Source organism: Thermosporothrix sp. COM3 (assembly GCF_059696735.1).
The window spans coordinates 2663575-2676177 of record NZ_AP019376.1 but is presented as its reverse complement, the minus strand read 5'-3'; the positions used below and the strand labels follow the sequence as shown (position 1 = coordinate 2676177).

Sequence of the window (12603 nt, the reverse complement as noted above, 5' to 3'; positions counted from 1 at the left end):
TTATTTGCCCTGGGGGATAGTAGCTTCGGCCTGCTCGTTTGCTGCTGCGGCGCCCTTCTTCGCCCGTGCCGAATGATCCAGCGTGTAGGCGAGGACTGTCATCAGGATCGACAGAAGCAGGATGATGCCAAGCGCTCCCCGGAGCGTGAAGATCTCGGCTATACCCCCGATAAGCGGCGGACCTGCCAGAAAGCCACCATATGACATGGTTGCCACTCCTGCCAGCGCCACACCTGAGGAGATATTGGGCAGGCGCCCCGCTGCGCTAAAGACCAGCGGAATGCTACACGCGATGCCCAGACCAACACCCGCGAAGCCGATGACAACGGTAATTGGATTCGGTACAAAGAGCGCCAGCGCGATGCCAAGCGTTGAGATAATGCCCCCAATGCGCACTGTTTTAGCAGCTCCCAGATGATGCGATATCTTATCACCGGTTAAACGGGCAACCGTCATTGCGCCCGAGAAGATCGCGAAACCAGCCGCGGCAAAGGCGGCGGTAGTGCCAAGCGATTGGTGCAGATAGATCGCGCCCCAGTCGGAGATAGCGCCTTCACTGACAGCAGCACATAGCGCGACAATGCCGATGCCGATCAGCGCTTTAGAGGGCAGCGCAAAGGCTGGGTGATTGGTTCCTGTCGGCGATACGGTGAGCAGCCAGCGCCAGGAACAAATAGAGACTACCATGATAATACAAGCAATAATAAGGACGTGGGGAAGCTGGTGTATGTTCTGGGCGGCCATGACACTACCGATCGCTGACCCTACAATGCTACCGATGCTCCAGAGACCATGAAATGAAGTGATGATTGGTCTCCCATATTCCTCTTCAATAGAGACGGCCTGCGCGTTCATCGAAACATCCATCGCGCCATTACACATACCCAGAACGAAAAGGGCCAACCATAAGAGAATCAGGTTGGGAGCAAGCACCGGGAGCGGTAAAAACAGGCAAAAAAGGAATGAAACGACTGTGGAAACAATGCGGCTGCCGAAACGGGAAATCAGCCAGCCGGTAAATGGAAAGGCCACAATGGCGCCGGCTGCCATTCCCCAGAGCGCAAGCCCGAAGTGGCCGGGACTCAGATGCAAATCCTGTTGCACGGCAGGGATCCGAGTTGCCCAGGTTGCGAGCCCGACGCCGTTTGCAAAAAAGAGGGTCCCTGCTGCCAGCCTTGCATGAAATACGTGTGGTGGCGGCTTCTGATTTGATGACATGAAGTTCTCCTGGCTTTCACTATAATGATAGTTGTTTCCTGTGCTCTTTCTATAGATTGTATCCCATAGAGCGCATGAGATAGATAGGGGTCAATCCGATAAGCGCTGAGTAAAGGGCTCAGGGATGGCGTGAAAAGGGGGGATGAGGAAGACGGTTGACCGATGAGAGTGGCTCTCGTATCGGACGTTCCTGCAACTCCGTTTCCTGAGGAACATCGGTCCCGCATAGCGTATCATGCTGATCTTTACCAATCAATCAATCATCGTATAGAGCTGGGAAAAGAGAGCGGCGAGAATGGCGGGACAGAGCGCGTCTGGACGTTCTAGCAGTAGAATGGCATCGTGTGCACTCAGAGCTGCTTACCCCTCTGATTATGACCGGGCATTACTTCCAAAAGTATACCAGTCGGTCAGACGCGATGTCAAGGTTGCGCTCAAGCAAGCGCTCGATTTTTTGCGGAACAAAAGAAGCAAAAGCACAATGATCGCTCTTCTGGGAGGAAGCTTTGCTGCTGCTCCCTTCGGATATTCCTGCTTGCTCTCCGAGAGCATGGATAGCGGATCCGCGGCGAGTATGTGATGAGATGGAACCGATGATATCACTCCTTGCGTAGCATGGCGGACGGATGCCTGTGCAATCTCGTGCCCCGGTTGAGCAGCGTTTGAGGGCGCTGGAAGCGGTGTGAGAGGAACCGAAACGATTCCTCTCATCTCCTTGCTACTTGACAGGAGAGTAAGAGTGTTTAAGATTAATAAACAGATCGTCTGTTTATTATTGAGAGGAGAAGCATGGCCCGGACTGTGAAACCGGAGGTATTCGCTGCCAGACGGCGGGAGATCCTCACTGCGGCGCAACGTCTCGTACTGACAAAAGGATACGAGCATATCTCGATTCAGGACATTCTGAACGAGGTGCAGATTTCCAATGGTGCATTTCACCACTACTTTGAATCGCGTCAGGCGTTACTGGAAGCCCTGATTGACCATATCAGGCAGACATTGGAAAAGCCGTTGTTGTCGTTAATCCATGATCCACGTTTGAATGCGATTGAGAAGTTGCAGGGGTTCTTTGATACTCTGAACCAGTTGCGACACACGCATAAAGTGGAAGTGATGAAGATAGGGCGCGTCTGGTATACCGATGCGAACGCCTTGATTCGGCTAAGGGTAGATGAGGCCGTGTTTCAGCAGCGTGCGCCTCTGCTTGCCGAGATTGTGCGGCAGGGGGTTCAGGAGGGCGTTTTTACCGCTCCCTCACCTGAGAAGATGGGCGAGATTATCATGGCACTGCTCCAGAGTATGGGAAATACGCATAGCCGCCTGCTGCTCTCGGTCGGTCGGGAGCGCGATGACGATGAACGGATTATTGAAGAGGTTGTCACCACATTCGCGGCGTATATGGAGGCAATCGAGCGAGTGCTTGGTGTCCCTACCAATACCTTTACCCGAACAGATGCTGAAGAGGCACGGTTCTGGGTTGAGGCTGCGCGGGAAAGTCTTGATGCTGTTGATGTATAGCAGTCTTCTCCTGGGAGAAGAACAAAAATTGAGAGAAGCGCTGAACAATGAAACACCTTCTTCTTCAGACATTACAATCCTTGCTTCTTGGCGTGATTGTGTTTGCTCTTCTGCTGTTCCTGCCTGCATGGACGCTGAATTACTGGCAGGGGTGGTTATTTATTGTGGTCTTTCTGGGGGCGGCGAACGCGATAGGTGTCTATCTCTCGCTCAATGATCCTGAGCTCCTTGAGCGGCGGAAGCGCATCGGGCCGGGGGCTGAAACGAATAGGGCACAAAAAATCATCGCATCTCTAATACCTGTTGGTGCTGTTGTCCTGTTGCTCGTTTGTGTCCTTGACCATCGTTTTGGCGGGTCTCCTGTGCCTGCCGTCGTTTCGCTGCTTGGAGATGCGCTGATCCTGCTAGGTTTCCTCATTGACTTCTTTGTCTTCAGAGAAAACACCTACGGAGCTTCTAACATCCAGGTGACAGAAGGCCAAGAAGTCATCTCGACAGGGCTTTACGCCGTGGTACGGCATCCTATGTACCTGGGAGTGCTTGTCATGATGCTTGGTGTGCCCGCTGCGCTTGGCTCGTTGTGGGGCTATCTGGCACTGGCGTTGATGTTGCCGGTCCTGATCTGGCGCATACTGGATGAGGAAAAGATGCTCAAACGAGATTTACAGGGATATCAGGAATACACACAGAAAGTGCGTTACCGTCTTATTCCCGCTCTCTGGTAAAGGGTGCTCATGCCGGATCAAGCGCGACCCGGCATGAGACAGAACTGCTAGTGCGCCTGCGTATCCGGTAGCGGCCAGCCGCCACGAGCATAGTCGGTCTCGTGAAAGAATGCGAGATAATCGAAGTCGGTGAAGCTTTCGGCGCTCAGCGGGAAGTACGTTGTGTTCTTCGTGCTCCCGGTGCGCGTCGAGAGGGCCGCAATCTCCGTAGTTGGGAGCCGCTTCCTGTTGTATGTGGGAAGCAGTGCGGCAGCGCCATCAAGAGCTGTCAGCCGCGCCTCAAGGCTTCCTTCCTCGGGGCTGGCTATGCCGTTCTCCTTCGAGACACCCACACCGGTACCGATAATGGCATACTGTGTGCCAAGCATCCGGGAGAGGTGCGAACCGGCAGGCCACCAGCGGTATATATCTGCTCCAAGCTCCCATTCTGCTACACCACGCTGAAGATGTCTGTTATGCGCGAACACCAGCACTTTCCCTCGACCGCGTTCCCGGGCCGCGATGTATGCCAGATTGTCAGCCATCGAGAGGTCACGAATGCCGAGCATCTCCGCAAGGCCCGCCTGACGAGCCAGCGCGGCATGAAAAGTCAACAGGTGTTGCGCAAGTGAGGCATAATGCAGCGCCTCCTTATACGCTTCCTCTCCACTCTTTGCCGCCAGCTCGGGACCTCGCATCCGCAGCTCGGTAATGAGATCTTCTGTTTCGATCCGTAGTTTGCTCGCGGCGGGAGAGAGCCCGATGGCTTTCGCGGGATCGGTCAGCGCTGCTGGATTCTCCCAATCGGCGGCTTTACCTACCAGAGTACGAATGCGCTCAGTCAGCTTTGTGCCGCTCTCATGCGCGACCGAGGTAAGATAGTCAAGTGCGACGTTGAGCGACTGTTCCGGGCTGGCGGGGCCATAGCCGCTCGTTGGCATATCGAAACCATAGATATGCAGCTTGTCAGGATGCGTGGGATCAGCATTGTAGCGCTTCATCCATTCAACCAGCTCACGATTGGCTTCCAGATTGCCAAACCCCTGACCAAAGCCGATCTCTTTCACTTCGTCATAGGTTGCTGGACCGCGCCCGGCGATATAATCATTCAAGAGTCGAGACAGTGGCAGGCTGCTTTCAAGGGCGATGGCGCTGAAACCATAGACCCCAACCAGCCGTTCAAAGAGCTGATTCCGAAAGGTTAAGATGCTCTCTCCGCTATGCAGCGCTTCCCCAAAACCAAGCACCTCCACCGAATCACCAAGCGAGGCCATCATTGCATCTATGGCAGCATGAACCGTGCCTGGCTGATCGACCGAGAACGTGATTGCATCGTGCGTCATCCAGTCATCAAGGGTTGCATAGGTATAGTCAGTAGAACTCACTGCTAGAACCTCCATTGAGATATCACACACCTTTGTTTCAAGGACATGCATGCCAGTAGATCCACCGCTGGCCGAGCGTTTTTTCAGGATCACGCATTCTACTGTACAACACAGATGCAAGGTTGAAGAGTTTAAGAAGAGGAGCGAGTCAGAAAGCGCGTGTCTCCTGCGTTGAGTGCTCAAACCTGCCTTGAAAACTCTCAATAATAACTTGTGAGATATACTTGAAAGTTTATGGAAGTTGTATACAGGTCTATGAGAGGTCATGAATATCTCACACAACTATGAAGGAGTGCTTAGCAGTTGGTGCTCTATAGAGGCCTCGCTTTCATAGAAATGCCTCTTTCTGCTCCGTGAGCGGGAAGCATACAGACACTTCACGATACAAGCGCTCACGAAGCATCAGCCCACCGAAGATGAAGAGCAGCGCTAACGGAACCCCGATGAGAAAGGGAAGTGACAGGTAAAACATGGACAGAATGATAACAGTGATAAGGCGGCGTGCCAGGAGGCAGTTCGCAAGCAAAAGCGTGATGAGAAAGCCGGAACGGGTGATCTTCCCTTTTTTGCCGTTCATAAAAGAGGCTAGCTACTAAAACATCATAGCAGCGACAAAAAGTATGGAATAGATAGAAGTATCCTGATATATGCCTCTTTCTCATATTTCTTTTTTTATTGTATCTTTTAATATTGCGGGTGTGTAAAGTAATACAGATACAAGAAATGATAACTTTAGAAATATATTCGGCGGGTTAATACGACTTCATAGGCTCAGGGAGAAAATCCTTGACTTAGAGTGCACCCTGAGTAGTATCCTTGAGGAGGAAGTGTAACGTTTTTGAGCGAAAGAGGTGATATAAATGGCTATGAAGTTTGGTGTCCTCGTGCCGCAGGGCTGGCGTATGGATCTTGTGGGGATCAAAGATCCGGTTGAAGCCTATGAAACAATGACCGAGACGGCTCAAGCTGCTGAAGAACTGGGCTTTGATTCTATCTGGCTTTTTGACCACTTTCACACTGTTCCTGTTCCCACACAGGAGGTCACGTTCGAGTGCTGGACCAGCACGGCGGCACTGGCTCGCGATACCAAGCGTGTTCGTATCGGGCAGATGGTAACGTGTAACAGCTATCGCAACCCGGCGCTTCTGGCGAAGATGGCAAGCACCGTTGATGTGCTCAGTCACGGGCGGCTTGATTTCGGAATAGGCGCGGGCTGGTATGAGCACGAGTACAATGCGTTCGGTTATGAGTATCCCGAGGCGCCTATTCGTTTGCGACAGCTACGCGAAGCTGTACAGATTATTTTGAAGATGTGGAGTGATGAGGAAGCCTCATTTGAGGGGACATATTATCAGATTCGTGGGGCAATCAACCAGCCAAAGGGCGTGCAGAAGCCGCATATTCCCCTGTTAATTGGTGGTGGTGGAGAGAAAGTCACGCTCAAGCTGGTGGCGCAATATGGCGATGCCTGTAACGTTGGCAATATGGAGCCTGAAGCGATCGCGCGCAAGTTCGACATTATTCGTCAGCACTGTGAGAGCGTTGGTCGCGACTACTCGACTATTCGCCGTACAGTGATGCTGAATTGCGCCATTGGCGAGACAGATGAGCAGGCGCTTGAGATCGCGAAGGCCGCCAATCTTGATCGCAATACTGGCGGCGCTGAATATCTGCGTACTCGGGCCCTGGTCGGAACGCCCGATACCATTCGCCAGCGTCTCGCCGAGTATGAGCAGGCAGGCGCTCAGGAAATGATTCTCTTCCTGCCGCAAAAAGGGCGCATGGAAGCGCTGAAGCGCCTTGCAAAGGATGTCATTGGAAAATAACCAGGCAATCTCCTGCTGCTTTTCAGGGTCCGTCTCGATGCGACATGCAGAGGGCGGACCTGATTGCTTTTCTCCTGGAACATCCTGGGAAGCGATGCCAGAGCTATTTTCTCCCTTTTTCTGATGAAGCCTGGAGAGCGCATAGAGGTACCAACCGGTGCCGCTCTCTTTTCCGGTTCTGGTGCGCTTCCTCCTCGTGAGTGGGGAGAACGAAGCCTGAATATCACACGTTGGAGCAAATGCCGCGTGGCGGGCACTTCGCGGCAATGGAAGAACCCGAGCTCTATGCGGAAGAGGTGCGAGCCTTCTTTCGGCCGCTGCGGGAGGTGGTCCATTAGCGACAATCGAGCTATTGTGGGAAGATGGGCAGGTTTCCATCTTCCCGATGCGCTATTTTTTCTCGGTGCTGGCAAAAGCCGCAGTCAGCCCAAGAGCGATATAGATGCATCCTGTGATGTAGCGCTGTACTCGCTGAAAGGTCGTACTCCGCTTGAGCAGCGCGGCTGTGGTTCCCGCAATAAGACCATAGAACGTCAGACTGCAAATGCCCAGTATCGTGTACAGGCTTCCAAGCAGCAGGAATTGCAGTGTAACGTTTCCCTGAGCGGGGTCAACGAATTGGGGCAGGAACGCCAGAAAAAAGAGCGCCGTTTTAGGATTAAGCAATTCAACAAACATCCCCTGGGTGAACAGGCGGGTGAGAGATTGGGGCGCTTCGCTGACAGTCTGACGGGGTGTATCCCGCTTCAGAAGCGTGCGAATGCCGAGATAGATCAGATAGGCAGCTCCGAGATATTTGACAACGTTGAATGCAAGCGCTGAGGTCACGAGCAGGGCAGAGAGCCCAAACGCAGCAGCAGTTGTATGAATGAGGTCTGCGATACCAATGCCAAGCGAAGAGACTGCACCGACCCGCCTGCCTTGATCGACGCTCTTCGTCATCACAAACAGAACAGCAGGCCCTGGAATAAAGAGCAGGCCCAACGCTGCCAGCAGAAAGATTGAAAGGGTTGTCCAGGTAGGCATTCTTCAACTCCTCATTGAAATACAGAAAACACGCTATCTTCTCTTCCACTCTAACAGACCTGTTCCATAAAGTCCAGTTCCTGAGCGAAGCTGCGGGCTATCCCTTTCTCTCTCTGTAGGAGGCGTATAAGCGTTTGACAATGGCTCTCCTTTTATTATAGGATGAGGCACGCGGTCGCTTCAACACGCGTGGTGGACATGAAAACGGCAGATCCAGCGCCTCTTCTGGCCGCCTCCAGACAGTTCTGATAGCTGATCGATGGTACCTGTAGCCTGGAACTTTTCATTCTCGGGACCCTTGTTCATTCCAATTCTAGAAGAAATTACTGTAGATAGATATCTTTTTCTCGTAAACGAGAAAAAAGGAGCAAAATAGATATGTCAAAAAGAGCGTTGGTACTTGGTGGCGGCGGCGTTGCGGGCATCGCCTGGGAGACTGGCTTGCTTGTCGGGCTGGCAGATGCCGGAATTGAGATCAACAAGGCTGACCTGTTCGTAGGAACATCGGCAGGCTCGGCTGTAGCGGCACAGGTAACGAGCGGCCTTTCTATGGAGGAACTATTTCAGCGGCAGGTTGACCCGGCCTTACAGGCGAAAGAGATAGATGTCCAGCCGAACTTTCAGCAGATCGTTGCAGACTTTAACCGGATCACCTCTGAGGGCCATCGCGGCAGCGCATTGATGCGGGAACTCGGGAAGGCCGCCCTGTCCACGCCAACAGTGCCGGAGGCCGAGCGGCGGAATGTGATTGTTTCGCGCCTGCCTGTTCACCAGTGGCCTCAGTCCCGACTGGAAATCGTTGCAGTTGATGCGTTCAGTGGCGAACGTGTTGTGTTCACCCATGAGTCCGGGGTTGAGCTGATTGACGCTGTAGCGGCCAGTTGTGCGGTCCCTTGTGTCTGGCCTCCCGTCACAATTGGAGAACGACGCTATATTGATGGTGGCTGCTATTCGGCGGCAAATGCAGATCTGGCTGCTGGTTTTGAGAAGGTGCTTATCGTGCAGCCTGAGATACCGGCTCTCCTATTAGTAGAGAGCCTGGAAGAGCAGATAGAGCGCTTGCGTCAGAACGGGGCTCAGGTGGAAGTGCTCTCACCAAATGAGGTGGTGAAGAATGCACTGGCCGCTGCCGGTGGGAACCCGCTTGATCCCGCGCTGCGAGAGATCTCAGCGAAGGCCGGGCGTGAGCAGGCTCGTGATGAGGTGGCGCGTATTGCCGCATTATGGCGCTAGTCCGAGAAGGCGTGTTTCCTATTATGAGAAACACGCCTCTTTCGTCGTTTAGAGGGTAATAGGAAGGCTCTGAACGCTAAATAGGAGCGGGCTCACGATGCGCTCTAGCGGATGCGTGGGAACACGCTGAAAGGATGGGAAGCGTCGGAGCAGACCTTCAAGTGCTAACCGGGCTTCCAGACGGGCGAGAGATGCCCCAAGACAGAAGTGAATGCCGAAGCCAAAGCTCAGGTGACGATTGGGTGTACGCTGTGGCAGGAACTCATGAGGCTGCTCGAAATAGGTCTCATCGCGATTCGCTGAGGCAATCCACGGAAGCACCCATTCTCCGGCACGAATGTGCTGTCCCTCAAGCACAGTATCTTTGAGCGCGATACGAGGCGGAAACGAGACGGCAGGCGGTGTCAGGCGCAATACCTCCTCAAGGGCCGTTGGAATAGCATGCGGATGGGTCAGCAGAAACTCCTTCGCTTCGGGATACAGATCCAGACAGAGCAGTGTATTGGCGATCAGACGGCGCGTAGTCTCGTTTCCAGCCATCAGCAACAGCATGCAGGAACCGATGACTTCCCGCTTGCTTAACTTCTCTCCCTCGACTTCTGCCCTCAGCAGCGCACTGATCAAATCATCACTGGTGCTGCCTTTGCGCTCCTCCAGCAGATCCCCGAAATAGTCGATTAAATCACGTGTAGCCTGCTGTGCAGCGGGGTGATAAATTCAACGTAGGCATCAGTCCACACCCGGAAGCGATCCCGATCAGGTTGGGGAATTCCGAGCAGCTCCGCGATAACAAGTGTGGGCAGAGGGTGAGCCAGATCATCAATGGCGTCAACATGGTCCTTTGCTTCAAGTTGATCGAGCAGTGTCTGCACCATTGCCCTGATGCGCTGTTCCATCTGTGCCACGCGCCGAGGGGTGAAAACATGCGAAACCAGCGAGCGCAGGCGTGTATGCTTCGGTGGATCGACGTGCAGCATGCTCTGATAGGTTGGGTCATCGGGATCTGGCATGGTCGGATAAAGCCGGTTGCGGTCACAGGAAAAGATGGCCGAGTTAGTGATGACATGTTGAACGCTTGCATAGCTGAACACATGCCACATCTGTGCGTTCTCTTCATAGAATGCTGGTTGTACCCGTGTAATGATAAAGCCCGGGAAGGGGGTTAAGAGCTCTTCAAGGAATTGGCTCTGTGTGTTTTGTAACATGGATCGCTCCTTTTCTGAAATCCCGGCAGCAGAGAAATACTAAGAAAAATGAAAATGATGATGTGCATGTAGAAAGAGTATTTCTCTGCAAGCAAAAATGATATATGCGAACAATGACAACTTTAAGTGCATATCGCGTCACTACTATAGCATGACTATCAATGTTGCACAATGTATATTTAGAGTATTTATAAAGTATAGTGAATACTGGTGAGAGAATCTTACTTTTAAGAGGAGCGGGTATGATCCGGTGAGATACGTATGCTACGAAAGAATAGATATGGACGTTTGCTGTTTCCGGGGTGACGGGTAGTTGTTCTTGATGAAGAAAGGGCGGAGAGGACTTTTGGCATGCTCTTCTTTACTCGTATGCTGGTAAGAGCTCTAATTACAAGAAAAGTGATCAAGAGAACTCGGTATGGCTTTTGATCTAAAAGATGTACGTGTTCGTGATATTACTGATACCTCAGTAACATCCTTTCTCCTTGCACAACTACCAGATATGCTTATAGCCCTGATGTGCTGCATCATTGTGTCAGAGCGAGAAAGCCTCCCTCGCTATTTTCGGGAGAGCAATCTTGTGCACTGAACTCTTGAAGGGAAGCGGCAGGGCAGGTATTGATCTTTCTCAAGCGGGATCTGGAGGAGCTTCAGGTTTCAATGCGACGTATACATTGGGCGCGAAGAGGGACGATCGGCGCCTGTTGAATAACGCCTCGGTCAAGAAGAGATATGGGATACCGGGATCAAGAGGTGACCGACGAGCCGTTTTTGCGCTCCTTCTCTGTTGATAGGGCGGCTGGAATACAACGTGTTTGCCCCATTCCCATTGAGGTTTTCGCGCCAACTCCACTATAGTAGGCGAAACGGGCGAGGGGCGTTAACCAGCGTGCTTCCGGGGCGGTCGGATTCCCTTTTACCTCATATGTGATGTTCCCGATAAAGCCATTATGGCCATAGCTTCCTGAAGGCACATAGCAGCTTTGAAGCTCATAGTGATGCACGATCACGTTTTCCGCACACCAGCTTTCCAACTGACGCGGGAGTAGTTCCGCATCGGAGAGCCGGAGACCTGCCGGGGCAAAGGTTTCCCATTGTCGCGCCAGACTTTCAAACACGCTTCCCGGCTCGGGCAGCAGCGCGAGCATTTTTCCCCAGGGCCGTTGACCCTTACTGAAGGCGGTCGGGCTGGCAAACTCGAAGCGATAGCGTTTTCTGGCAGGAGCAAGGGTATGGATATGCTGGAATGTGGTCGAGCCTGCCCAACTCTGGCGTACTTGCTCTGGTTCTGTCCCGCTCTGAATTTGATGAATGGCGAAATGGGCCTCGCCAATCCGGATACGTAACGTGTGCGCTTTTGTAAGCAATGCATCAAGCAGGGTTTGAAAGATGATGGTATCCAGCAGGGTGATACGAAAGCTGTACGAGTGGGCGGGAAGAACCTGCATCGGGCGATTTTCGTACATCGCTGCGACATATTGCCGGGGTGTGAGGTGTGGAAATTGCAGGGCGCTGATGGTATAAGGGCGGCGCTGGTTTGGACGATGAAGCCACTCTGAGAGCGCTGGATCAGCCTGGCGGATGAGGTCAAGGAAGGCTGATTGTACCAGATGTCCCGAACTGATAGGCACTGTGCTCGCCTCGACTGGATGGAGCGTGAGGAGAAGGGCAAAGAGGCTATCTTGCGTTGCTGACATAGCGCTGATCCTCGTTTCTTTATGTTCTGTAAGCTCTGGAAAGCTGTATTACGGCTTCTTCCGGCTGGAACAGTGGACTTTATGTCTTGACTCGACGTATTTTAGTATATAGAATTGTGGCGAAAAGAGCAATACGCCGGTAGAAAGGTACATCTCGAGGAATATGGAATCTCTCTCGTGCGGTCCCTCCTTGATTGTGATAATTCATGGGGGGTGATAAGGGTGAATATGAGCAGCAAGGGATCATTCTTTTAGAGGAGAACTGTTGGGAGATGGCTCTGTGAAAGGAGATCTATGACCCGGCTACAATTGATCAGGCCTGTTGTGGAGTAGGAATACCTGGCAATAGTTGATGAATCGATTGCTTGCGGTGAAGGATGCCCCTGTAACAATGTCGAGCTTGGCGCCAGGACTTCGCGGCGTTTGTGCGGAAACTGGAAGACGAGGCTGAGGGCATCGGACTTCCCCTCGGCATCCCGCCTCAACAGACGTTTCTGCTGGTCAAAGATGCACAGATGGTTGTTGGCGAGACCCGCTTTTGACCGAAGCTGCAAAAAGCCATATGAGCGATATAACGGTCATATTGACTACAGTATCCGCCCGCCTCAGCGTGGGAAGGGCTATGTGACTCGTATGCTTGCTATGCTGGCCGAAGAGGCGCAGCGGTTGCACCTGCCGGAACTCTCGCTAGCGTTCAGGGAGACAATCCGGCGTCGGTGCGGGTAATCCTCAAGGCTGGTGGCATCCTGACCGACGAGGATGAGCCTGTTGCTTGCTATCTTATCTCGCTT

At 52.8% G+C, this 12603-nt stretch carries 13 protein-coding genes; 5 read left to right on the top strand and 8 right to left on the bottom strand.

The genetic code is table 11. The annotated features are described in order from the left end of the window. Together KTH_RS11605 and KTH_RS11600 are read right to left on the bottom strand one after the other, a co-directional pair. A complete protein-coding gene (locus tag KTH_RS11605) occupies positions 1-1218 on the bottom strand; it encodes an MFS transporter (protein WP_497618719.1) in 1218 nt (405 codons plus the stop codon). Between the two features lie 372 nt (positions 1219-1590). Then, entirely contained in the window at positions 1591-1929 is a 339-nt protein-coding gene (locus tag KTH_RS11600; protein ID WP_497618717.1) for a hypothetical protein, read from the bottom strand. 78 nt (positions 1930-2007) lie between these two features. On the opposite strand from KTH_RS11600, the gene KTH_RS11595 reads away from it, so the two are divergent. Then, positions 2008-2736 (top strand): TetR/AcrR family transcriptional regulator, encoded by a 729-nt coding sequence (locus tag KTH_RS11595; RefSeq protein WP_497618715.1) that lies wholly within the window; start codon positions 2008-2010, stop codon positions 2734-2736. 47 nt (positions 2737-2783) lie between these two features. Next, positions 2784-3461 (top strand): methyltransferase family protein, encoded by a 678-nt coding sequence (locus tag KTH_RS11590; RefSeq protein WP_497618713.1) that lies wholly within the window; start codon positions 2784-2786, stop codon positions 3459-3461. 47 nt (positions 3462-3508) lie between these two features. Here KTH_RS11590 and KTH_RS11585 read toward each other — a convergent pair whose 3' ends face one another. Next, positions 3509-4876: an erythromycin esterase family protein gene (locus tag KTH_RS11585; protein ID WP_497618711.1), complete on the bottom strand. Its 1368-nt coding sequence runs from the start codon at positions 4874-4876 to the stop codon at positions 3509-3511. 277 nt (positions 4877-5153) lie between these two features. Beyond that, entirely contained in the window at positions 5154-5402 is a 249-nt protein-coding gene (locus tag KTH_RS11580) for a hypothetical protein (RefSeq protein WP_497618709.1), read from the bottom strand. Positions 5403-5685: 283 nt separating this feature from the next. On the opposite strand from KTH_RS11580, the gene KTH_RS11575 reads away from it, so the two are divergent. After that, positions 5686-6651, top strand: a complete 966-nt coding sequence (locus KTH_RS11575; RefSeq protein ID WP_497618706.1) for an LLM class F420-dependent oxidoreductase — start codon at positions 5686-5688, stop codon at positions 6649-6651. 390 nt (positions 6652-7041) lie between these two features. On the opposite strand, the gene KTH_RS11570 is transcribed toward KTH_RS11575, so the two are convergent. Further along, positions 7042-7677 (bottom strand): LysE family translocator, encoded by a 636-nt coding sequence (locus KTH_RS11570; protein ID WP_497618704.1) that lies wholly within the window; start codon positions 7675-7677, stop codon positions 7042-7044. 378 nt (positions 7678-8055) lie between these two features. On the opposite strand from KTH_RS11570, the gene KTH_RS11565 reads away from it, so the two are divergent. Next, the gene (locus KTH_RS11565; protein WP_497618702.1) at positions 8056-8910 is read left to right on the top strand and encodes a patatin-like phospholipase family protein; all 855 of its coding nucleotides are present in this window, start codon (positions 8056-8058) and stop codon (positions 8908-8910) included. Between the two features lie 48 nt (positions 8911-8958). On the opposite strand, the gene KTH_RS11560 is transcribed toward KTH_RS11565, so the two are convergent. The 3 genes from KTH_RS11560 to cas6 form a co-directional block, all read right to left on the bottom strand. Next, on the bottom strand, positions 8959-9567 hold the full coding sequence (locus KTH_RS11560) for a cytochrome P450 (protein WP_497623232.1): 609 nt from the start codon (positions 9565-9567) through the stop codon (positions 8959-8961). Positions 9568-9587: 20 nt separating this feature from the next. Next, positions 9588-10115 (bottom strand): cytochrome P450 family protein, encoded by a 528-nt coding sequence (locus KTH_RS11555; RefSeq protein ID WP_497618700.1) that lies wholly within the window; start codon positions 10113-10115, stop codon positions 9588-9590. 746 nt (positions 10116-10861) lie between these two features. Next, entirely contained in the window at positions 10862-11812 is a 951-nt protein-coding gene (cas6, locus tag KTH_RS11550) for a CRISPR-associated endoribonuclease Cas6 (protein ID WP_497618697.1), read from the bottom strand. Positions 11813-12334: 522 nt separating this feature from the next. On the opposite strand from cas6, the gene KTH_RS11545 reads away from it, so the two are divergent. Continuing rightward, the gene (locus KTH_RS11545) at positions 12335-12538 is read left to right on the top strand and encodes a hypothetical protein (RefSeq protein WP_497618695.1); all 204 of its coding nucleotides are present in this window, start codon (positions 12335-12337) and stop codon (positions 12536-12538) included. Positions 12539-12603: the final 65 nt, after the last annotated feature.

What these genes read in the sequence shown, in the direction of transcription:
- KTH_RS11605 (WP_497618719.1), bottom strand. Translation starts at nt 1,218, where the DNA reads ATGTCATCAAATCAGAAGCCGCCACCACACGTATTTCATGCAAGGCTG.
- KTH_RS11600 (WP_497618717.1), bottom strand. Translation starts at nt 1,929, where the DNA reads ATGAGAGGAATCGTTTCGGTTCCTCTCACACCGCTTCCAGCGCCCTCA.
- KTH_RS11595 (WP_497618715.1), top strand. Translation starts at nt 2,008, where the DNA reads ATGGCCCGGACTGTGAAACCGGAGGTATTCGCTGCCAGACGGCGGGAG.
- KTH_RS11590 (WP_497618713.1), top strand. Translation starts at nt 2,784, where the DNA reads ATGAAACACCTTCTTCTTCAGACATTACAATCCTTGCTTCTTGGCGTG.
- KTH_RS11585 (WP_497618711.1), bottom strand. Translation starts at nt 4,876, where the DNA reads ATGCATGTCCTTGAAACAAAGGTGTGTGATATCTCAATGGAGGTTCTA.
- KTH_RS11580 (WP_497618709.1), bottom strand. Translation starts at nt 5,402, where the DNA reads ATGAACGGCAAAAAAGGGAAGATCACCCGTTCCGGCTTTCTCATCACG.
- KTH_RS11575 (WP_497618706.1), top strand. Translation starts at nt 5,686, where the DNA reads ATGGCTATGAAGTTTGGTGTCCTCGTGCCGCAGGGCTGGCGTATGGAT.
- KTH_RS11570 (WP_497618704.1), bottom strand. Translation starts at nt 7,677, where the DNA reads ATGCCTACCTGGACAACCCTTTCAATCTTTCTGCTGGCAGCGTTGGGC.
- KTH_RS11565 (WP_497618702.1), top strand. Translation starts at nt 8,056, where the DNA reads ATGTCAAAAAGAGCGTTGGTACTTGGTGGCGGCGGCGTTGCGGGCATC.
- KTH_RS11555 (WP_497618700.1), bottom strand. Translation starts at nt 10,115, where the DNA reads ATGTTACAAAACACACAGAGCCAATTCCTTGAAGAGCTCTTAACCCCC.
- cas6 (WP_497618697.1), bottom strand. Translation starts at nt 11,812, where the DNA reads ATGTCAGCAACGCAAGATAGCCTCTTTGCCCTTCTCCTCACGCTCCAT.